Source organism: Pseudomonas sp. S34, from assembly GCF_009866745.1.
Taxonomy (GTDB): domain Bacteria; phylum Pseudomonadota; class Gammaproteobacteria; order Pseudomonadales; family Pseudomonadaceae; genus Aquipseudomonas; species Aquipseudomonas jessenii.
In genome coordinates this window covers 5,312,501-5,333,769 of the sequence record NZ_CP019398.1, presented here as the reverse complement: position 1 = coordinate 5,333,769, position 21,269 = coordinate 5,312,501, and the positions used below count along the sequence as shown (strand labels likewise).

Annotated in this window: 19 protein-coding genes (1 of these 19 cut by a window edge); 10 read left to right on the top strand and 9 right to left on the bottom strand. The window is 59.3% G+C overall.

What is annotated here, in order from left to right; translation table 11 throughout:
* Nucleotides 1–482: 482 nt before the first annotated feature.
* The 5 genes from PspS34_RS23810 to dksA all read right to left on the bottom strand — a co-directional run bounded on the left by PspS34_RS23810 (nucleotide 483) and on the right by dksA (nucleotide 6,697).
* Nucleotides 483–1,916: a sigma-54 dependent transcriptional regulator gene (locus tag PspS34_RS23810; RefSeq protein ID WP_150813460.1), complete on the bottom strand. Its 1,434-nt coding sequence runs from the start codon at nucleotides 1,914–1,916 to the stop codon at nucleotides 483–485.
* Between the two features lie 22 nt (nucleotides 1,917–1,938).
* A complete protein-coding gene (locus PspS34_RS23805) occupies nucleotides 1,939–4,893 on the bottom strand; it encodes a sensor histidine kinase (protein WP_167362842.1) in 2,955 nt (984 codons plus the stop codon).
* Nucleotides 4,877–5,053, bottom strand: coding sequence for a hypothetical protein (locus tag PspS34_RS23800; RefSeq protein WP_003176118.1), 177 nt, complete (start codon nucleotides 5,051–5,053; stop codon nucleotides 4,877–4,879). Before PspS34_RS23800 ends, PspS34_RS23805 begins: the two co-directional genes overlap by 17 nt.
* Nucleotides 5,054–5,130: 77 nt before the next feature.
* Nucleotides 5,131–6,027, bottom strand: a complete 897-nt coding sequence (gene gluQRS, locus PspS34_RS23795; RefSeq protein WP_154862188.1) for a tRNA glutamyl-Q(34) synthetase GluQRS — start codon at nucleotides 6,025–6,027, stop codon at nucleotides 5,131–5,133.
* A 229-nt stretch (nucleotides 6,028–6,256) separates the two neighbouring features.
* On the bottom strand, nucleotides 6,257–6,697 hold the full coding sequence (gene dksA, locus PspS34_RS23790; RefSeq protein ID WP_008053890.1) for an RNA polymerase-binding protein DksA: 441 nt from the start codon (nucleotides 6,695–6,697) through the stop codon (nucleotides 6,257–6,259).
* Nucleotides 6,698–7,030: 333 nt separating this feature from the next.
* Here dksA and PspS34_RS23785 point away from each other — a divergent pair, with 333 nt between their 5' ends.
* Nucleotides 7,031–8,203 (top strand): pyridoxal phosphate-dependent aminotransferase, encoded by a 1,173-nt coding sequence (locus tag PspS34_RS23785; protein ID WP_150813456.1) that lies wholly within the window; start codon nucleotides 7,031–7,033, stop codon nucleotides 8,201–8,203.
* Complete coding sequence (gene sfsA, locus PspS34_RS23780) at nucleotides 8,203–8,916, top strand: DNA/RNA nuclease SfsA (protein ID WP_154862189.1); 714 nt, start codon at nucleotides 8,203–8,205, stop codon at nucleotides 8,914–8,916. Before PspS34_RS23785 ends, sfsA begins: the two co-directional genes overlap by 1 nt.
* Here the strand turns inward: sfsA and PspS34_RS23775 are convergent.
* From PspS34_RS23775 to PspS34_RS23760, 4 genes are all read right to left on the bottom strand, one after another.
* Nucleotides 8,913–9,230, bottom strand: coding sequence for a Rieske 2Fe-2S domain-containing protein (locus PspS34_RS23775; protein WP_150813454.1), 318 nt, complete (start codon nucleotides 9,228–9,230; stop codon nucleotides 8,913–8,915). The two genes, sfsA and PspS34_RS23775, sit on opposite strands and share 4 nt — an antisense overlap.
* Before the next feature lie 481 nt (nucleotides 9,231–9,711).
* Nucleotides 9,712–9,984, bottom strand: a complete 273-nt coding sequence (locus tag PspS34_RS23770; protein ID WP_154862190.1) for a TfoX/Sxy family protein — start codon at nucleotides 9,982–9,984, stop codon at nucleotides 9,712–9,714.
* A 247-nt stretch (nucleotides 9,985–10,231) separates the two neighbouring features.
* Nucleotides 10,232–10,576 carry a pentapeptide repeat-containing protein gene (locus PspS34_RS23765; RefSeq protein ID WP_008053898.1) on the bottom strand — a complete coding sequence of 115 codons (345 nt, stop codon included), beginning with the start codon at nucleotides 10,574–10,576 and terminating at the stop codon, nucleotides 10,232–10,234.
* Between the two features lie 90 nt (nucleotides 10,577–10,666).
* Nucleotides 10,667–12,223, bottom strand: coding sequence for a bifunctional aminoglycoside phosphotransferase/ATP-binding protein (locus PspS34_RS23760; RefSeq protein ID WP_057713282.1), 1,557 nt, complete (start codon nucleotides 12,221–12,223; stop codon nucleotides 10,667–10,669).
* A gap of 116 nt (nucleotides 12,224–12,339) precedes the next feature.
* Here PspS34_RS23760 and mrcB point away from each other — a divergent pair, with 116 nt between their 5' ends.
* The 8 genes from mrcB to msrP form a co-directional block, all read left to right on the top strand.
* On the top strand, nucleotides 12,340–14,658 hold the full coding sequence (gene mrcB, locus PspS34_RS23755; RefSeq protein ID WP_150813452.1) for a penicillin-binding protein 1B: 2,319 nt from the start codon (nucleotides 12,340–12,342) through the stop codon (nucleotides 14,656–14,658).
* 16 nt (nucleotides 14,659–14,674) lie between these two features.
* Nucleotides 14,675–15,427 (top strand): tetratricopeptide repeat protein, encoded by a 753-nt coding sequence (locus tag PspS34_RS23750; RefSeq protein ID WP_154862191.1) that lies wholly within the window; start codon nucleotides 14,675–14,677, stop codon nucleotides 15,425–15,427.
* A complete protein-coding gene (locus tag PspS34_RS23745; protein WP_154862192.1) occupies nucleotides 15,427–15,762 on the top strand; it encodes a YqcC family protein in 336 nt (111 codons plus the stop codon). Before PspS34_RS23750 ends, PspS34_RS23745 begins: the two co-directional genes overlap by 1 nt.
* A 483-nt stretch (nucleotides 15,763–16,245) precedes the next feature.
* Complete coding sequence (locus PspS34_RS23740; protein ID WP_057716561.1) at nucleotides 16,246–17,970, top strand: acetolactate synthase 3 large subunit; 1,725 nt, start codon at nucleotides 16,246–16,248, stop codon at nucleotides 17,968–17,970.
* A 2-nt stretch (nucleotides 17,971–17,972) separates the two neighbouring features.
* The gene (gene ilvN, locus PspS34_RS23735) at nucleotides 17,973–18,464 is read left to right on the top strand and encodes an acetolactate synthase small subunit (RefSeq protein ID WP_003205610.1); all 492 of its coding nucleotides are present in this window, start codon (nucleotides 17,973–17,975) and stop codon (nucleotides 18,462–18,464) included.
* Nucleotides 18,465–18,509: 45 nt separating this feature from the next.
* Nucleotides 18,510–19,526, top strand: coding sequence for a ketol-acid reductoisomerase (gene ilvC / locus PspS34_RS23730; protein WP_003228216.1), 1,017 nt, complete (start codon nucleotides 18,510–18,512; stop codon nucleotides 19,524–19,526).
* Between the two features lie 143 nt (nucleotides 19,527–19,669).
* Nucleotides 19,670–20,524, top strand: coding sequence for a CDP-diacylglycerol--serine O-phosphatidyltransferase (pssA, locus tag PspS34_RS23725; RefSeq protein WP_007971084.1), 855 nt, complete (start codon nucleotides 19,670–19,672; stop codon nucleotides 20,522–20,524).
* Nucleotides 20,525–20,582: 58 nt separating this feature from the next.
* On the top strand, nucleotides 20,583–21,269 hold the 5' portion of the coding sequence (gene msrP / locus PspS34_RS23720) for a protein-methionine-sulfoxide reductase catalytic subunit MsrP (protein WP_154862193.1). It continues 327 nt past the right edge of the window; the window shows 687 of its 1,014 coding nt (coding positions 1–687); it begins with the start codon at nucleotides 20,583–20,585; its stop codon lies beyond the right edge, outside the window.

Genomic DNA, 21,269 nt, shown 5'->3' with positions numbered 1-21,269 from the left:
GTGCCCTCGCCATGAAGCTTTCCTTCATGACCCTCCCAATCGGGAGCCAAGAGCAAACGGATTGCTTTGGTCGCTGAATTGCAGTGATCTTTCGATCCAACCAGTACAGGCTCTGTCTTAAGACAGTTTTTTGTTGTTCTCGGCCTGGTCGTGGGGCAAGCCCCAAATACAACGCCTCTCCAAAAGAATCAGTTAGCTGCGCCTCTCGCCGTCTTGTTTTTATTGTGCGTGAGTCGATTCGTCTTATTTTTATTGTCTTGTGCATTGCTTGTTATTGTTCTTGTACCAAACATATAGCAGGGTGCGTGCCAACTTTTGCGAAACCCAATAAAACAAGGGGTTAGGCCGGTCGGCAGGCATTTCGAGGGCCAAAAAAAGCCGGGGCTTCGTTACCGTAAGCCCCGGCTTCTGTTACGTGAAAAAACTGAGGTAACAGTTTTTTCACAAAGTCATGTGTTACCCGCACATGAGACAGGTACGGTTCAGCTTTCGCTGGTCACCCCGGTCTTGCGACGTGGGATGCCCAGGCGTTGACGGCGCTCCCACAGGCATTTGCGGCTGACCCCGAGCTTGCGGGCCAGCTCGGTTTCGGTCATGTGGTCCTGATGTTCGAGGACGAAATGCTGGAAGTAGTCTTCCAGGGAGAGATCTTCGGTCGGTTCGTGGTTGCTGTTACTGGCGTTGCCCTGTTGTGGCGCCAGGCCAATGAATTCGTCGTCTTCCAGGTCGCCCAGTTCGATGTCGATACCCAACAGCTCGGCGGAGATTTCCGGGCTTTCGCATAGGATAACGGCGCGCTCGACGGCGTTTTCCAGTTCACGAACGTTGCCCGGCCAGGAGTAGTGACGAATGGCTTGCTCGGCATCCGCGGCGAATTTCAGGTCGGTGCGGTTGATCCGCGCACTTTGCCGCGCCAGGAACGCATTGGCGATTTCGTTGACGTCCGCACCGCGTTCGCGCAGGGCTGGCAGCTTCAGCGCGATAACGTGGAGGCGGTAATACAAGTCTTCACGGAACTGGCCGATCTTCGCCAGGCTCTTGAGGTCGCGGTGAGTCGCGGCGATCAGGCGCACATCGACTTTTTGCGACTGCACCGAGCCCACGCGACGAATCTCGCCTTCCTGCAATACGCGCAGCAGGCGAGCCTGGGCTTCCAGTGGCAGTTCGCCGATTTCGTCGAGGAACAAGGTGCCGCCGTCCGCCGCTTCCACCAGGCCGGCGCGCCCGGCGCTGGCGCCGGTGAATGCGCCTTTTTCGTGGCCGAACAGTTCGGACTCGATCAGGCTTTCCGGAATGGCCGCGCAGTTCACCGAAATCATCGGCGCCTTGGCACGTTTGGACAGGTTGTGCAGGGCGCGCGCCACCAGTTCCTTACCGGTACCCGATTCGCCCTGGATCAGAACGTTGGAGTCGGTCGGTGCCACTTTGCGGATCTTGACGTACAGGTCCTGCATCGGTGGGCACGAGCCGATAATGCCGATCTCACCGTTGCTGTTGTCGGTACCGGATTTCGCCGCACCGTTGGCGGCTTTGCCGGCAACCGCTTCACCGCCGGCTTGTACCGTTTGTCGGTCACGCAGGATTCGTGCGGCCGCTTGCAGCATTTCGTCATGGTCGAATGGCTTGGCAATGTAGTCCACCGCGCCCATTTTCATCGAGTCGACCGCCGAGCGCAGGCTGGCATAGCTGGTCATGATCAGCACCGGCGTGCCCTGGGCGAGCTTGATCAACTCCGTGCCAGGCGCGCCCGGCAGGCGCAGGTCACTGATGATCAGGTCGAACGAGGGAATGGTGAAGCGTTCTTGTGCTTCCTGCACTGATCCGGCTTCGCTGACCTGGTACTGGTTACGTTCCAGCAGGCGGCGCAAGGCGGAGCGGATAATGGTTTCGTCTTCGACGATCAAAATGTGCGGCATTGATTCGATACTCTCGACGGTCTCAGTTCACAGCGGACGTCGCTTCGACATGACGCGGCAAGGTAACCCTGATTCGGGTACCGCGTTGGCTTTGAACATCAGCCGGGCTGTCGATGGTGATTTGTCCATAATGCTCTTCAACGATGGAATAGACCAGTGCAAGGCCCAGACCGGTGCCTTCGCCAGGGTCCTTGGTGGTGAAGAAAGGTTCGAACAATCGGTCCATGATGCTCGACGGAATACCGCTGCCTTCGTCCTCCACGATCAGATCGACCGTGTGTTCGCCGGCTTCGCTCTTGACCCGTACCGCGCTGCCGGGAGGCGAGGCGTCACGGGCGTTTGAAAGCAGGTTGATCAATACCTGGGCCAACCGTTGCGGGTCGCCTTCGACCCAGTGTTCGGGGTCGCACAGGTTGTAGAACTGCACTTCGAAATTGCGTCGGTTCAGGGCCAGCAGGCCGATGGCATCCTGAGCCACTTCGGCCAGACAGACGGGCTCGTCGTTGTGCTGATGGCTGCCGGCATGGGCAAAGCTCATCAACGACTGGACGATGCGCGACACGCGTTTGGTCTGCTCGAGGATCTGGCCGCTGATTTCCTTCAGCTCGCCGTCTTCTTCACGTTCTTCGCGCAGGTTTTGCGCCAGGCACGCGATACCGGTGATCGGGTTGCCGATTTCATGGGCCACGCCGGCCGCCAGTCGACCGATGCTGGCCAGGCGCTCGGAGTGCACCAGTTTGTCCTCGAGCATCTGGGTTTCGGTCAAGTCTTCCACCAGCAACACCAGGCCACTGTTGCCTGGCGCGAGGGGTTCGTCGATCGCCGCTTTGTGCAGGTTCAACCAGCGTGTCTGGCCGTCGAGGGCCAGGTGCTGTTTGTGCAAGTGCTCGTCCGGCAGATTGATGAAGCCTTGCAGCAGGTCTTTCCATGGGTCGGCAATGGTACTCAGGCGCGAACCGACCACGCGCTGCGCGGCGATGCCGGTGAGTTCCTCCATGGCCTTGTTCCACATGAGGATCTCCTGATCCTTGGCCAGTGAGCAAACGCCCATCGGCAATTCCTGAAGGGTCTGGCGGTGATAGCGGCGCAGGGCATCGAGCTCGGCGGCCAGGCCGGTCAGGCGCGAGTGGTAATCCTCGAGGCGGCTTTCGATGAAGTGAATGTCTTCGGTGACGTAGTTTTCGCCGCCAGCCTTGTACGGCAGGAACGTTTCGACCATGTCCTGGGCCACGCTCGGGCCCATCAGGCCGGAGAGATTGGCTTCGATGCGGTCACGCAAGCGACGCAGGGCATAGGGGCGGCGCTCGTCGAAAGGCAGATAGAGGTCGCGCAGTGCCTGTTCCACTTCTTTCTGCGCCGCTTTTGCACCCAGTGGCTTGGCCAGTTGCGTGGCGAACTCCTGGGGCGAGGCGGCGTGCAGTTCCCGGCGTTGCGGGCGGCGAACGTTATCCACAGCGCAGGCTTCGGCAGCGCTGGCCTCTTCGGTGCTGGCGTTGGTGAACAGCGAGATCAGCGTGAACATCAGCACGTTGGCCGCCAGCGAGGCAATCGCCGCCATGTGCCAGCTGGTGTCGTCCAGCACGTAGATCATGTTCAGCAGTGGAATGTAGAAGCCTTGCAGGTTGCCAACCAGCGGTAACAGCATGGTCACCAGCCACACCAGGATCCCCGCCAGCAAGCCGGCGATGAAGCCGCGACGGTTGGCGGTCGGCCAATACAGGACCGAGAGCACGCCCGGCAGGAACTGCAACGTGGCGACGAAAGCGACAATGCCGAGGTTGGCCAGGTCCTGCTCGGCTCCGAGCATCAGGTAGAAACCGTAGCCGGCCATGATGATCGCGACGATCAGCGCCCGGCGAGTCCACTTCAGCCAACGGTAGATGTTGCCTTCGGCCGGTGGTTGATACAGCGGCAGGACCAGGTGGTTCAAGGCCATCCCGGACAGCGCCAGCGTGGTGACGATGATCAGGCCACTGGCGGCGGACAGCCCGCCGACATAGGCCAGCAACGCCAAAGCCTTGCTGTTGGCGGCGATACCGATTCCCAGGGTGAAGTATTCCGGGTTGGTGGTGGCGCCCAGTTTCAGGCCAGCCCAGAGAATCAGCGGCACCGCCAGGCTCATTAGCAACAGGAACAGCGGAAGGCCCCAGCTCGCACTCACCAGCGAACGCGGGTTGAGGTTTTCGGTAAAGGTCATGTGATACATGTGCGGCATCACGATCGCCGAGGCGAAGAACACCAGCAGCAGCGTACGCCACGGGCCTTCCTGCAACGGTGTGTGCAGGGCGGCGAGCGCGGTCTGGTTTTGCAGCAGCCACAGTTCAAGCTGTTGCGGGCCGTCGAACACGCCGTAAAGCGCATACAGCCCGACACCGCCGAGGGCGATCAGCTTGATCACCGACTCGAAGGCAATCGCGAATACCAGGCCTTCATGCTTTTCGCGGGTGGCGATGTGACGGGAGCCGAAGAAAATCGTGAACAGCGTAATCAGTGCGCAGAAGCTCAGGGCCACGCGATGCTGTACCGGCTCTCGGGTGAGGATGCTGATGGAGTCGGCGACCGCCTGAATTTGCAAGGCCAGCAGCGGCAGTACGCCGACCAGCATGAAAATCGTGGTCAGCGCACCGGCCCAGGTACTGCGGAAGCGGAAGGCAAACAGGTCCGCCAGCGACGACAGTTGATAGGTGCGGGTGATCTTCAGGATCGGGTAGAGCAGCACTGGCGCCAGCAGGAATGCCCCGGAAACGCCCAGGTAGCTGGACAGAAAACCGTAGCCGTATTGATAGGCCAGGCCCACGGTGCCGTAAAACGCCCAGGCACTGGCGTAGACGCCCAGTGACAGGGTGTAGGTCAGCGGGTGGCGAATGATCGCCCGGGGAATCATGCCCCGTTCGCTGATCCAGGCCACACCGAACAGCACCGCCAGGTATGCGGCGCTGATCAGGATCATCTGGGTCAGGCTAAAGCTCATCGGCATCTTTTTGGCTCTGCAGGATGAAGGTCACGACGATCAGAATCAGCCAGAGCAGATAAGGGCGATACCAGGCGCCAGTGGCGTCGATCCACCAATCCATGATGGCCGGGGAAAACAGGTAAATCCCCACTACCAAAAGCAGGACCAAGCGATAGATGTACATCCCGGCCTCTCTTTTTTATGCGCGTGCCCGAAAACGTGCGGCGATGGTAACGGATGGGTGCGCCACTGCAAGTGCGATCACAATAGCTGTGCCTCGGGCAGGCTCAGTGTGCGCGGGATCAGCGAGGCATCCCAGTGGGCAATACCCCAATTCAGCACTTCCCGTGGCGTGGCGTACGTCAGTTCGGTTCCCGGGTTCTGTCCCAGCGCCCGAAGCGCCCGCAGCAGTAGGGGCGTTGCCTGATCCTCGGTTAGCGGCGGCGAACGGTAGGATTTACCGAGCTTGTTGCCATCAGGCTGGGTAATCAGCGGGATATGCAGATAACGCGGTTGAGGCAGGCCGAGCAGTTCTTGCAGGTAGAGCTGGCGGGGCGTGGAGTCCAGCAAGTCGGCACCGCGAACGATATCGGTGATGCCCTGCCAGGCGTCGTCCAGGACCACCGCCAATTGATAAGCGTAGAGCCCGTCACGGCGGCGGATCACGAAATCGCCGACTTCCCGCCCCAGATGCTGTCGGTATTGGCCCTGCACCCGGTCAATGAAATGGTATTCCAGTTCGGGTACGCGCAGGCGGATGGCCGCATCGTCGGTGCCGTGGCCGGCATTGCGGCACAAGCCCGGATAAATTCCGTGATACGGCTCCAGCTGTTTACGCGAGCAGGTGCAGGCGTAGGCCAGGCCTTGATTGAACAGGCGATTGAGCACCTCGGCGTAGGCATCGTGCCGCTCGCTTTGGCGAACCAGGTCGCCATCCCACTCAAAGCCATAGCTTTCCAGTGCCTTGAGTATGGCCGCCTGGGCGCCGGGTTCCTCGCGGGGTGGATCGAGGTCCTCCATGCGCATCAGCCAGCGTCCGCCCACCGAGCGCGCGTCAAGGTAGGAGGCCAGCGCGGCGACCAGCGAGCCGAAGTGCAGATGGCCGCTGGGCGTCGGGGCGAAACGCCCGATGTAGGTGGGGGAGGTGGTGGCGGTCATCAGGGCAAGGCAACTTATTCCAGGCTGTCGTCAGATTCCTGCAGGAGCGAGCTTGCTCGCGATTGCCGTCAACGATAACGCCGGGAGCCTGGTACCCCGCGGCGTTCTCAGGTTCATCGCGAGCAAGCTTGCTCCTACAGTGATGGCGATTTTAATCGCAACGGGCATCAGCGAATTTTGGAAACAAAAACGGAGCGTTCGCACGCTCCGTTCTTCGTTCAAGTCGCAATTATTTGCCGACTTGCTTTTCCTTGATTTCCGCCAGGGTCTTGCAGTCGATGCACAGATCGGCGGTAGGGCGTGCTTCGAGGCGCTTGACACCAATCTCGATGCCGCAGGATTCACACCAGCCGTACTCTTCGTCTTCGATCAACTGAAGGGTCTTGTCGATCTTCTTGATCAACTTGCGTTCACGATCGCGGGCACGCAGTTCGAGGGCGAATTCCTCTTCCTGGCTGGCACGGTCTGCCGGATCAGGAAAGTTGGCCGCTTCGTCCTTCATGTGGTCCACGGTCTTGTCGACACCTTCCATCAGCTCTTTCTTCCACTGATTCAGGACCTTGGTGAAGTGCTTGCGCATGGGCTCGCCCATGTACTCTTCGCCGGTTTTCTGAACATAGGGCTCGAAGCCGCTGATCGTCTGGTTTTGCTGCTTTGCTTGGGTGGACATGAAATAGACCGCCTCTACTCTTGTAATCCATCTGCGCAGGATTGCTCCATCACCGACACCTGCCGGCCCTGCGGCTGCAAGCGGGCGAACTTACCAGATCAACTCGGGCCGCGCTACTCCCGGATGTCGAGCTCGCGGCACAGGGTGCTTGCAATTGATGACAAACCGTTGTCTGGTGGCTCTGGAACCCTGCTCAATTATTGATTTTAGTCAAACCTTGCGCGCGCGCCTGCGTCGTTTGTGATCGGGCTTACAAGGCCTCTGACCGCTTTAGGTTCTCGCTCGTTCCTGCGCTTGGGTAGAATCGGTTTTTTTTCCGTTGAAGGAAAGCCAATGGCTCAGCCCTACAGTGCCCGCAGTCGCGCGATCGAACCTTTCCATGTCATGGCGCTGTTGGCGCGGGCCAATGAATTGCAGGCCGCCGGCCACGATGTGATCCACCTGGAAATCGGCGAGCCGGACTTCACTACTGCCGAACCGATCATCCAGGCCGGCCAGGCTGCGCTGACAGCGGGAAAGACCCGTTACACCGCCGCACGCGGCATTCCAGAGCTGCGCGAGGCCATTTCGGGCTTCTATCAGCAGCGTTATGGTTTGAACATCGATCCGCGGCGCATCCTCATCACGCCTGGCGGCTCCGGCGCGTTGCTGCTGGCCAGCGCTTTGCTGGTCGACCCCGGTAAACACTGGTTGCTGGCGGATCCGGGCTACCCGTGTAACCGGCATTTCCTGCGGCTGGTCGAAGGCGCGGCACAACTGGTGCCGGTCGGTCCGGAGGTGCGCTATCAATTGACGCCGGACCTGATCGAGCGTCATTGGGACCACGACAGCGTCGGCGCATTGGTGGCGTCGCCAGCCAATCCAACTGGCACGATCCTGACCCGCGACGAGCTGGCGAAGCTGTCTGTCGCGATCAAGGAGCGCCACGGTCATCTGGTGGTCGACGAGATTTATCACGGCCTGACCTACGGCACCGATGCGGCCAGCGTGCTGGAAGTCGACGACAGTGCATTCGTTCTGAACAGCTTTTCGAAGTACTTCGGGATGACCGGTTGGCGGCTCGGCTGGCTGGTGGCCCCCGACGCGGCCGTCGGTGAGCTGGAAAAGCTCGCCCAGAACCTCTACATCAGTGCTCCAAGCATGGCGCAGTACGCTGCGTTGGCCTGTTTCGAGCCGGCAACCATCAGCATTCTCGAAGAGCGTCGCGCCGAATTTGGCCGGCGTCGGGATTACCTGCTACCGGCCTTGCGTGAACTGGGCTTCGGTATTGCCGTGGAGCCGGAAGGGGCTTTCTATTTGTACGCCGATATCAGCAAGTTCGGCGGCGATGCCTTCGCGTTCTGTAAACATTTTCTTGAAACCGAACATGTGGCATTTACCCCGGGGCTGGATTTCGGGCGTTATCAGGCCGGGCATCATGTGCGGTTCGCCTATACGCAAAATCTCGCGCGTTTGCAGGAGGCGGTCGAGCGCATTGCCCGTGGGTTGCGGAGCTGGCAAGGCTGATGCGTTTTAATCCTCCCCTCGAAGAAGGGCGCCTGATCCGACGTTACAAGCGTTTTCTCGCCGATATCGAAACCGTTGGCGGCGAATTGCTCACCATTCACTGCCCGAACACTGGCTCGATGCTCAATTGTCAGGTCGAAGGCGGGCAGGTCTGGTTCAGTCGCTCCAACGACCCGAAACGCAAGTTGCCTGGCACCTGGGAGGTCGGTGAAACCCCGCAAGGGCGGCTGTTTTGCGTGAATACCGCCCGAGCCAATGGTTTGATCGAAGAAGCGCTGCGGGCGGGCGTCATCACCGAGCTGAACGGTTTTACCGGGCTCAAGCGTGAAGTGGCCTATGGTCAGGAAAACAGTCGTATCGATTTCCGCCTTGATTACCCCGAAGGGCCGGCCTACGTCGAAGTTAAAAGCGTGACCCTGGGCTTCGACGGTACGGCGGTGGCGGCGTTTCCCGATGCGGTCACCCAGCGTGGCGCCAAGCACTTGCGGGAGCTGGCCCACCTGGCCAGGGACGGTGTTCGCGCGGTGCAGTTGTACTGCGTTTGCCTGACCGATATCGAGGCCGTGCGCCCGGCGCAGGAAATCGATGCCGCTTATGCGCAAGCCTTGCGTGAGGCGATTGCCTGTGGTGTCGAGGTGTTGGCTTACGGTGTGCGGTTGAGCCACGAAGAAATGCTGGTCGACCGACGTCTGGACGTGTTGCCAAGTGGCTAAAGGCTGATCCAGATCCCTTGTTCATCCTCGTGGCAGACCACGCTGGTCAAGGCTTGCCCCGCGCAAGGGCCGGCGACGCATTCACCGTCTTCGATCAGGAACAGTGCGCCATGGGTGGCGCACTGGATCAGGCTGTTGCTGGGGTCGAGAAACTGGTCGGGATGCCACTCCAGGGCAACGCCCCGGTGCGGGCAGCGATTGATGTAGACGTAAACCTGTCCGCTGCGGCGCACGGCAAAAAACTTTTGGTCATCGATGTCGAACCCGCGGCTGCTGTCATTGACCAACTCGGCGCCTGCGCAAAGCAACTTCATGTCTATCCTCGATCCCGCAACTCGTGACCGGATATGTCCGAGCTGGGCGGTTAAATGCTATCAAATGGCGCTCTTGCCCGCCGGGGACAAGTGCCTGTCGTCGAGGATACTTGGCCTGATCATTCGATGCCCGGGAAACCTTCAAGGAAAGCTGCTTATGCGCCTGACCACTGGCATCGTCGTGATCTGCATGGAGCATCCATCGCGGCATCCTGTCAGTACTTTTCCACAGGCAAAAAAAGACCCGGCAAGAGCCGGGTCAAATAACCGTGATTAGCCTGATGAGGAGATAATCCGAGAGTCCGAACCAAGGGCTTTTCAGAATATCGACCAGTCTCGCGACCAGTTGTGATAATCATATCGATTCTCATTACCAAGTCAACCGCTGTTTTTCGATTTCCTTGCGATTTGCCGGATTTGTGTCTGCAGGCCCCGCAATCATTGGGTTCCAGGTTGCAAAACTTCAGAAATAGTTGTCGGATCAATTCTTGTTGCGTTTAGAGATGGCTTCCAGTTGTTTGTTCAGGGCTTCCTTGCGCTCGGCAGGAATATCATTCCAGTGAACGTCCATCAGGGCGCCTTCAATTGCGTACAACAACACCTTGGACGCCCGAAAACCGCGCGTGCGCACGGCCCGATAAGCATCCACCGCCCCGAGGCGACGCAAGTCCGAAGCGCTATGGATGCCCACGGCATGCAGCCATTGCGCTGACGTCTTGCCAAGATTCTTCAGGTGTTGCAGTTCATCATTCATCAAGCCTCCTTGCGATGGCCGAATGGAGAGCGTGGGCAATCTTCTGAGGAGTGTAGCCATCAGTAGGAAAAGCGTGATTGTTTGCTCGTTTACGACGCAAATGCTTCTAAGAAACGAGCATTGGCAGTGCATGAACAAGTCTATGAGCGCAGTAGAGAGAGGCGGGGAAGAATCTGGAAACAAAGGGCGAACATCCCCACCGTCCAGCGCAACGAGAGGCGCCGGACGTGTCAGTCAGCGACGATGATCAGCGGGTGCGATAGCGCAATCGCGTGCCGAAGTTCATCGACATCAGGATTTCGTCGGCACTGAGTTCCACTGGAAAGTACGTACCGGAGATTTGCGCGTGGGCCAGGCTCGCGCCTTCCAGGTTCGCTTTGCGAAAATCGATGCCGCGCAAGTCGGCGGAACGGAAGTAGGCGTCGCTGAAATCCACGCCGTCGGCATTCAGTTCGCGCAGGTCCAGCCCCCGAAAATCTCCACCCACCATGTCGATGGGGCCATCCTTGGGGCGTTCACTGTTGAAGCCTTTGATGTCGTCTTTGTGCAGCAGGGCATATAGCGGTGTGTCGAGAAGTTTTGGCTGGCTCATGTCGCATCACCTGATGTTTTTATGACGCCAGTATAGTGCCACTATTTGACGGTCGTGAAGCCAGCGAGGGCCTCACGACTGAAATAGTTCTTACAGCCCTGGCAGGCGCTGGCGAATTTGCTCCACAACGGTATCGAGCGTCCCGCTTTCATTGGTCTGGACGCGTTTGCTGCAGAGGATTTCCGCGGGTGTCAGCGCTTCACGGCTGTCTTGCTGGGCGGCGATAACAGCCAGGGTGGCGTCGGACGGGTCTTTCTTGTCTGCCTGGCGCATGGCCAGCCAGCTTTCGATTACAGCCTGTGGCGCATTGCAGTCGAGGATCAGGAAGGGTGCACCCGTGGCCTCGGCCACCTTCGCTGCACTGTCACGCTGATCACGCTTGAGGTAAGTGGCGTCGACCACCACCGGGAACCCCGCACGCAGAATGACGTCGGCGATTTCGTGGAGGCGGGCATAGGTCGCCGCGCTGGCGTCGGCGCTATAGATGCCGGCCTGTACGTCATTCTCGACGGTTTGCTCGCCGAACAGGCGCTTGCGCTCGACATCGGAACGCAGGCGAATCGCGCCCAGGGCTTCGACCAGGCGCATGGCTACATGGCTCTTGCCGACAGCGGAAACACCGTGGGTAATGGCCATGAAGCGTGAAGGAATGGTGCTGTAGCTTTCGGCCAGGTTGGCGTAGTTGCGGTACTGGCGCAGGGTCGTGGCGCGCTGCACCGCAGTGGCGTCGGCCGGCATGCTGAACAGGGCAACCTTGGCGCGAACCAGTGCGCGGTAGGCTTTATAGAAGTTCAGCAGTTCGAGACCGCGATAGTCACCGGTCAGCTCCAGGTACTGGCTGATGAAGCGACGCGCCAGGCACTTCAGGCCGCGATCTTCCAGGTCCATCGCCAGGAAACCGGTGTCGGCATAAACGTCGGTAAAGCGAAACGGTTCGTTGAATTCGATGCAGTCGAAGATCACGACCTTGCCGTCGATCACGGTTGCATTGCCCAGATGGATATCACCGTGGCATTCACGAATGAAACCTTCGGCCTTGCGCTGGGCGAGCAGCGGTTTGAGGCGCTCGAAGCTGCTTTCGGCCCAGGCTTGCAGGGCGTCGAGTTGCAACAGGTCGGCTTTGTCGCTGAGGAACGGACGGATCTGTTCGAAATTCTGCCGCACCGGCGCCATGACGCTGTCCGGGGTACCGGCTTCGTGCCCGGCCGGCACTTTCGGAGCGCTGAGGTGGAAGCGGGCGATTTGCTCGGCCATCTCGTCGATGTGCGCGGTGGTCAGTTCGCCATTGGCTTGCAGGGTGCTGAGCAAGCCGTTTTGCGGGAACTGACGCATCTTCAGTACATATTCGATGGCTGGGCCTTCACCGCCCAGTTGCGGAGCCTCGGCGCTGCCGGTGACGGGCAGCACTTCGAGGTACAAATCGTCGGTCAGACGCTGGTTCAGGCGCAGTTCTTCAGCGCAAAAGTGTCCGCGAGCCTCAAGGCTGGTGAAGTCGAGAAAACCGAAATTGACCGGCTTCTTCACTTTATAGGCGTAGGGGCCGGTAAGCAGTACCCAGGAAATATGGGTCTCGATGACCTGGAATCCCTCTACTGGATGCGGGTAGAGGGCAGGGTTTTGCAGGGCAGCGATCAGGGACTGGCTCACAGGCGATCCTTCAGAGTCTGGGAAATTCAAGGCCGTCATTATGGCCGCAAGTCCGCTTGACGCAAACCTCGGAGCGCTCCTGTTGAGGATGAATAAAGTGCGTATAATCCGCCGCCATGACTCGTACTCGAACTCCCCGTACCCCGAAAAAACCACCCTCCAGGGGCCTGCGCCCGTGGATGGGCTGGGCCATTAAACTCAGTCTGGTCGCCCTTGTGGTGCTGGCCGGATTCGCCGTTTACCTTGATGCGATCGTCCAGGAGAAGTTTTCCGGCAAGCGCTGGACCATCCCGGCCAAGGTTTACGCGCGCCCGCTCGAGCTGTTCGTCGGACAGAAGCTGAGCCGGGATGATTTCCTGACCGAGCTCGATGCCTTGGGTTATCGCCGTGAAAGCGTGGCCAACGGTCCGGGGGCGGCGTCGGTCAACGGCAATACCGTTGATCTGAATACCCGTGGCTTCCAGTTCTATGAAGGCATGGAGCAAGCGCAACCTGTGCGGGTGCGTTTCTCCGGCGATTACGTGGCCGAGTTGGCGGGGGCTAAAGGCTCGAAGCTGTCGGTGGTGCGCCTGGAGCCGCTGCTGATCGGCGGCCTGTACCCGAAAAACCTCGAAGACCGGATTCTGATCAAGATCGATCAGGTGCCACCGTACTTGCTTGAAACGCTGGTGGCGGTCGAGGATCGCGATTTTTATCATCACTTTGGTGTTTCGCCGAAGTCGATCGCCCGTGCAATCTGGGTCAACGGTTCGTCCGGGCGCATGCGTCAGGGCGGCAGTACCCTGACGCAGCAGTTGGTCAAGAACTTCTACCTGACCAACGAGCGCAGCCTGAGCCGCAAACTCACCGAAGCGATGATGGCGCTGCTGCTTGAACTTCACTACGACAAGCGCGAAATCCTTGAGGCTTACCTCAACGAAGTGTTTGTCGGGCAGGACGGTCAGCGTGCGGTGCACGGTTTCGGTCTGGCCAGCCAGTTCTTCTTCAGCCAGCCGCTGGCCGAGCTCAAGCTGCATCAGGTCGCGCTGCTGGTGGGCATGGTCAAGGGGCCTTCCTCCTATAACCCCCGTCGTAATCCGGAGCGTGCCCTCGAGCGGCGCAACCTGGTACTCGATGTGCTGCAAGAGCAGGGTGTCGCGACCGCCGAGCAGGTTGAGGCGGCGAAGAAAATGCCGCTGGGCGTGACCAAGCGCGGCAGTCTGGCGGACAGCTCGTTCCCCGGCTTCCTCGATCTGGTCAAGCGTCAGTTGCGCGAAGACTATCGCGACGAAGACTTGACCGAAGAAGGGCTGCGTATCTTCACCAGTTTCGACCCGATCCTGCAGATGAAGGCTGAGGCCTCGGTCAACGACACCTTCAAGCGTCTGGCAGGACGCAAGGGTTCCGATGACGTCGAAGCGGCAATGGTCGTGACCAACCCGGAGACCGGGGAAGTGCAGGCCATGATCGGCAGTCGCCAGGCCAGTTTTGCCGGGTTCAACCGGGCGCTGGATGCTGTACGGCCGATCGGCTCGCTGATCAAGCCGGCTGTTTATCTGACCGCACTGGAGAAACCGAGCCAGTACACATTGACCAGTTGGCTGTCGGACGAGTCCTTCTCGGTCAAAGGCGCGGATGGTCAGGTCTGGAAGCCGCAGAACTACGATCGCCGTTCTCACGGTACGGTGTTCCTCTATCAAGGCCTGGCGCATTCCTACAACCTGTCGACCGCGCGTCTTGGTTTGGCAGTCGGTGTGCCGAACGTATTGAAGACAGTGGCGCGCCTGGGTGTGACGCGTGAATTCCCGGCCTTCCCGTCGATGTTGCTCGGGGCCGGCGGCATGACGCCAATCGAAGTGGCGACCATGTACCAGACCCTCGCCAACGGCGGCTTCAATACGCCGATGCGCGGGATTCGTAGCGTGCTGACTGCCGAGGGCGAGCCACTCAAGCGTTATCCGTTCCAGATTCAGCAGCGTTTTGATCCGGCCTCCATTTACCTGATCCAGAGCGCCATGCAGCGGGTGATGCGTGAGGGTACCGGCAGCTCGGTTTATAACGCGTTGCCAAGGACCCTGACCCTGGCGGGCAAGACCGGTACCAGTAACGATTCGCGAGACAGTTGGTTTGCCGGTTTCAGCCAGGACTTGCTGGCGGTGGTCTGGCTGGGTCGCGACGACAATGGCAAGACGCCATTCACCGGCGCCACCGGGGCCTTGCAGGTCTGGACCAGCTTTATGCGCAAGGCCGACCCGTTGCCGCTGGACATGCCGCAGCCGGATAATATCGTTCAGGCCTGGGTGGACTCGCGAACCGGGCAAGGTTCTGACGCCGGTTGCCCTGGTGCCGTGCAGATGCCGTATATTCGCGGCAGCGAACCGCCTCCCGGTGCCGCTTGCGGTGGTGAAAACCCTGCCGAGACGGTGATGGACTGGGTCAAGGGCTGGATGAATTAAGCAAAGAGGGTTTCAAGTGAACAAGTGGTTGATTCCAGCGGTTGCCGCCGTAGCTTTGCTCAGCGGTTGCTCTAGCGTACAACGTGGCTCGATTCCGGTCGTGGATTCCGGCACCGCCGTGTCCAACAGTGAGCGGATCTCGGCCAATGGCGGTTTCCGCCAGACGACCGTCAAGCGCCCTGCGCAAGGTCAGTCGCAGACCCAGGCGATTCCGCAAGGTGACAGCGGCGTAGTGGTGATGGTGCCAGGCGCGGCAACGACTTCGACGCCGATCAGCACCACGCCGATTACCCCGGGTCCGATCACGCCGGGGCCGATCACGCCGGGGCCGATTGACACGTCGCCGGTCCAATCGGCGCCGATCAATCAGGGCAGCTACAGCATGCCGTCGTCGCCAAGCGGGATTCCGTCGGCCAGTTCGGGCGGACTTTCTGCCGACGAGCAACTGGACGGCCCGGTATTGGCTTTGCTGACTACCGCTCAACAGCAACAGGCGAGCGGTGATCTCAATGGTGCCTCCTCCAGCCTCGAACGCGCCCAGCGCGTTGCTCCGCGTGAGCCGCAGGTGCTTTACCGCCTGGCCCAGGTGCGCATGGCTCAGGGCGATGCCGCCCAAGCCGAGCAGTTCGCTCGCCGTGGGCTGACCTTTGCCAATGGCCGTCCAGCCCTTCAAGCCAGCTTGTGGGAGCTGATTGCCCAGGCGCGCGCGAAGCAGGGTGACTCTCAGGGCGCGGCATTGGCTCGTCAGAAGGCCAAGGTAACGCTGTGATGGATGCGCGATTTCTGAAAATCGCCGATCAACTGTTGTTGATCGAGCGCGAGTTGCGGGTACAACGGTGGTGGGATGAAGCCCCGCCCTCTGCCGAAGCGCTTTCCAGTGTCGAGCCGTTTTCGGTCGACACACTGGAATTCGAGCAATGGCTGCAATGGATCTTCCTGCCACGCATGAAGATGATCCTCGAACAGGATTTGCCGCTACCCAATGCTTCGGGCATTCAGGAAATGGCTGAAATGGTCTTTGCCGGGCGCAATGTCCAGGGTAGGGATCGGCAGTTACAGGTGCTGCTCAAAGAATTCGATCAACTGATCACCGCGTCCCGCTGAGCCAGAAGCTGCCAGTGTCCGCTGGCAGTTGTTCACAATATCCCTCTATTTTGTCGGCCGTTTCAGGGTAAGTGCATTCGCGTGCCAATTTTTTGCCAAAAGTTGCGCAATCAAAGCTAACACGGGGTGGATTTACGGGTTTTTTCTTGCGTTCTCATGTGCTTAGTAGAATAAAGCACATAGACGACTTGACTTGCGAAGGCCGAAACAGAAGAATCCAAAGTCCGCTGTACAGGGACTGCCAGAAGCAGACCCTCTCAGCAGATCATGAGGCGCATATCCGCGTCGACCTGTTACACCCGCAACGCGTTACCTCGCGCTGGGTGGGAAAGCCCCGCAACACTTGGGACGATCCCAATACTTGCTCAGTCAGTGCTGACGTAGTCGGCGACCACCGTCGCTCATGCTCTGCCGAGAAGTAAACCTATTAAGACCCGTCCCATTTTTCGTGGGCGGTATTCTGGCGTTTTAGAGGTGAGCAACGTGGAGCTTTTATCTGGCGGTGAGATGCTCGTCCGCTTCTTGCGTGACGAAGGCGTCAAATATATCTACGGGTACCCGGGTGGTGCTCTTCTTCATGTCTACGATGCCCTGTTCAAAGAACCGGAAGTGACCCACATCCTGGTTCGTCACGAGCAAGCGGCTACCCATATGGCTGACGGCTACGCCCGTGCCACCGGTAAAGCCGGCGTGGTACTGGTGACTTCCGGTCCTGGCGCAACAAACGCCATCACCGGTATCGCCACCGCCTACATGGACTCCATTCCGATGGTGATCATTTCCGGCCAGGTGCCTAGCACCATGGTTGGCACCGATGCGTTCCAGGAAACCGACATGATCGGTATCTCCCGGCCGATCGTGAAGCACAGCTTCATGATCAAGCACGCGTCGGAAATCCCGGAAGTCATGAAGAAGGCGTTCTACCTGGCGCAATCCGGTCGTCCTGGCCCGGTCGTTGTCGATATCCCGAAAGACATGACCAACCCGGCCGAGAAGTTCGAATACGTCTTCCCGAAAAAAGCCAAGCTGCGTTCCTACAGCCCGGCTGTTCGCGGTCACTCCGGTCAAATCCGCAAGGCGGCAGAAATGCTCCTGGCGGCCAAGCGTCCTGTGTTGTACTCGGGCGGCGGCGTGATTCTGGGTGGTGGTTCCGCACCACTGACCGAACTGGCGAAGATGCTCAACCTGCCAGTGACCAATACCCTGATGGGCCTCGGTGGCTACCCTGGCACCGACCGTCAGTTCATCGGCATGCTCGGCATGCACGGCAGCTACACCGCCAACCTGGCGATGCACCATGCTGACGTGATCCTCGCTGTCGGCGCACGTTTCGACGACCGTGTCATCAATGGCGCGTCGAAGTTCTGCCCGAACGCCAAGATCATTCACATCGACATCGACCCGGCTTCGATCTCCAAGACCATCAAGGCCGACGTGCCTATCGTGGGGCCGGTTGAGAGTGTCCTGACCGAAATGGTCGCGATCCTCAAGGAAATCGGCGAGACCCCGAACAAGGAGTCCGTTGCCAGCTGGTGGAAGCAGGTTGACGAGTGGCGCGGTGATCGCGGCCTGTTCCCGTATGACAAGGGCGACGGCAGCAAGATCAAGCCTCAGACCGTGATCGAAACCCTGTGCGAAGTGACCAATGGCGATGCCTTTGTGACCTCCGACGTGGGTCAGCACCAGATGTTTGCTGCGCAGTACTACAAGTTCAACAAGCCGAACCGCTGGATCAACTCCGGTGGCCTGGGCACCATGGGCTTCGGTTTCCCGGCGGCCATGGGCATTCAGTTGAGCTATCCGGATGCCGACGTCGCCTGTGTGACGGGCGAAGGCAGTATCCAGATGAACATCCAGGAGCTGTCCACCTGTCTGCAATACGGTTTGCCGGTAAAAATCGTCATTCTGAACAACGGCGTTCTGGGTATGGTTCGTCAGTGGCAGGACATGAGCTATGGCAGCCGTCACTCGCACTCCTACATGGAGTCGTTGCCTGACTTCGTCAAGCTGGCTGAAGCCTATGGTCACGTTGGCGTGCGCATCACTGAATCGAAAGATTTGAAGTCGAAGATGGAAGAAGCGTTCGCCATGAAAGATCGCCTGGTGGTGATCGATATTTCGGTCGATACCAGCGAGCACGTCTACCCGATGCAGATCAAAGACGGCTCCATGCGCGATATGTGGCTGAGCAAGACGGAGCGTACCTAATCATGCGGCACATTATTTCCTTGCTTCTGGAAAACGAACCCGGTGCTCTGTCTCGTGTGGTTGGCCTGTTCTCGCAGCGCAACTACAACATCGAAAGCCTGACTGTGGCACCAACCGAAGACCCGACCCTGTCGCGTCTGACGCTGACCACGGTCGGTCACGATGAAATCATCGAGCAGATCACCAAGAACCTGAACAAGCTGATCGAAGTGGTAAAACTGGTCGACCTGTCGGAGAGTGCTCACATCGAGCGCGAACTGATGCTGGTCAAGGTCAAGGCCACCGGCGCCCAGCGCGCCGAGATCAAGCGCACTACCGATATTTACCGTGGGCAGATCGTCGATGTCAGCGCCAGCGTGTATACCGTTCAACTGACCGGTACCAGCGACAAGCTCGACAGCTTCATTCAGTCCATTGGCACCGCCTCGATTCTGGAGACCGTCCGTAGTGGCGTGACCGGCATTGCCCGCGGCGACAAAGTACTCAGCATCTAAACCAAATTAGCGAACGGCCTGAACGGCCTGATATAGGGGAAATTCATGAAAGTTTTCTACGATAAAGACTGCGACCTGTCGATCATCCAGGGCAAGAAAGTTGCCATCATCGGTTACGGTTCCCAGGGCCACGCTCAAGCGTGCAACCTGAAAGACTCCGGCGTTGACGTGACTGTCGGCCTGCGTAAAGGTTCGGCTACCGTTGCCAAGGCTGAAGCCCACGGCCTGAAAGTGACCGACGTTGCTTCTGCTGTTGCAGCTGCCGACCTGGTCATGATCCTGACCCCGGACGAATTCCAGTCCTCCCTGTACAAGAACGAAATCGAGCCGAACATCAAGAAAGGCGCCACCCTGGCCTTCTCCCACGGCTTCGCGATCCACTACAACCAGGTTGTGCCGCGCGCTGACCTCGACGTGATCATGATCGCGCCGAAGGCTCCAGGCCACACCGTACGTTCCGAGTTCGTGAAGGGCGGCGGTATCCCTGATCTGATCGCTATCTACCAGGACGCCTCGGGCAACGCCAAGAACGTCGCCCTGTCCTACGCTGCCGGCGTTGGCGGCGGTCGTACCGGCATCATCGAAACCACCTTCAAGGACGAGACTGAAACCGACCTGTTCGGCGAACAGGCCGTTCTGTGCGGCGGTACCGTTGAGCTGGTCAAGGCCGGTTTCGAAACCCTGGTTGAAGCTGGCTACGCGCCGGAAATGGCCTACTTCGAGTGCCTGCACGAACTGAAGCTGATCGTTGACCTCATGTACGAAGGCGGTATCGCCAACATGAACTACTCGATCTCCAACAACGCCGAATACGGCGAGTACGTGACCGGCCCTGAAGTCATCAACGCCGAATCCCGTCAGGCCATGCGCAACGCCCTGAAACGTATTCAGGACGGCGAATACGCCAAGATGTTCATCAGCGAAGGCGCTACCGGCTATCCTTCGATGACCGCCAAGCGTCGTAACAACGCCGCTCACGGTATCGAAATCATCGGCGAGCAACTGCGCTCCATGATGCCGTGGATCGGTGCCAACAAGATCGTCGACAAAGCTAAAAACTAAGTCACGCGCTTGTACGAAAAACGCGGCTTAGGCCGCGTTTTTTCGTTTGGGGGGCCGGTTCTGGTATAAAGCTGCATCGTTTGTGGCCGAACCGTCGTCCCAGACACCTGTCCAAACTTTCCACCCGTTGCAAGGTAATGTCCATGAGCGAACGCCCCGAAGAGCCAAACCAGGCTTCTGACGCCGAAAGCCTGCTGCCCATCGATGAACATGTCGAGGAAGGGCATGACGCCGAAGGTCGTAAAGTCCGGCATCGTGGTATCTATCTTCTGCCGAATCTGTTCACCACTGCGAATCTGTTCGCAGGGTTCTATTCCATCATCAACTCAATGAGCGCCCAGGCGGCCTTGAGTGCCGGTGACTCGGCCAATGCGAGCAAGTATTTCGCGTTCGCGGCCATCGCGATCTTCGTCGCAATGGTGCTCGATGGTCTTGATGGGCGCGTGGCCCGCATGACCAATACCCAGAGCGCCTTCGGTGCCGAGTACGACTCGCTGTCGGACATGGTTGCCTTTGGTGTTGCCCCGGCATTGCTGGCCTTCGGTTGGGCCTTGGGTGACATGGGCAAGGTTGGCTGGATGGTCGCCTTCATCTATGTGGCGGGCGCGGCCTTGCGCCTTGCGCGCTTCAACACTCAGGTCGGTACCGCGGACAAGCGCTACTTCATCGGTCTGGCCAGTCCTGCCGCTGCGGGTGTGGTTGCAGGTATCGTCTGGGCGTTCAGTGACTACGGCATTCAGGGTTCCAAGATGTCCTTCCTGGTTGCGCTGATGGTTGCGGCGGCCGGCATGCTGATGGTCAGCAACATCAAGTACAACAGCTTCAAGGAGCTGGACCTGAAGGGGCGAGTGCCTTTCGTGGCGATTCTCGCCGTGGTGCTGGTGTTCGCAGTGGTGTTCAGTGACCCTCCGCGTATCCTGCTGCTGGTGTTTCTCGCCTATGCAGCCTCCGGCCCGGTTCAATATCTGTTACGTCTTCGCCGTAACAAGAGCGCGTAATTTCCCTCATACTCCGCAGTCTATGGGTGCATCTGTCCTCCAAAGCTGCGGAGTAACCATGCTGATTAAAGTCCCCAGAGCGTCCGACTGCCACGAGTCGGACGTCACGCCTGAATCCCTCTATCTTTCTCGACGCAAAGTGCTCGGCGCCACGGTTGCGGGCTTCGCTCTGGGCAGCCTGCCGCAATGGGCCAGCGCTGGCGATGCTGTGCGTTATCCGGATGTCGAGCCCGGCAAGGCGCCTTCCTGGTTCAGCGAAAAACTTCCGGCTACCCAGTGGGGGGCGATCAGCGTCAAAGATGAGGCGATCACGCCGTTCAAGGATGCGACCCACTACAACAACTTCTACGAGTTCGGCACAGACAAAGGTGATCCGGCCGCCAATGCCGGCACGCTGAAGACGGAGCCGTGGTCGGTAGTGGTGGACGGGGAGGTGGGCAAGCCTGGGCGGTATGCGCTGGAGGACCTCATGAAGCCGTATCGGTTGGAGGAGCGAATCTACCGGCTGCGTTGCGTGGAAGCCTGGTCGATGGTCATTCCCTGGATCGGTTTTCCGCTCTCGGCCTTGCTCAAGGAAGTCGAGCCGACCTCGAAAGCCAGATTCATCCGCTTCGAAACCTTGCAGGATCCCAAAAGCATGCCGGGGCAGCGCTCCGGTTTTGCCTTGATCGACTGGCCCTATGTGGAAGGGTTGCGACTGGATGAGGCCATGAATCCGTTGGCGATTCTCGCAGTGGGGATGTAC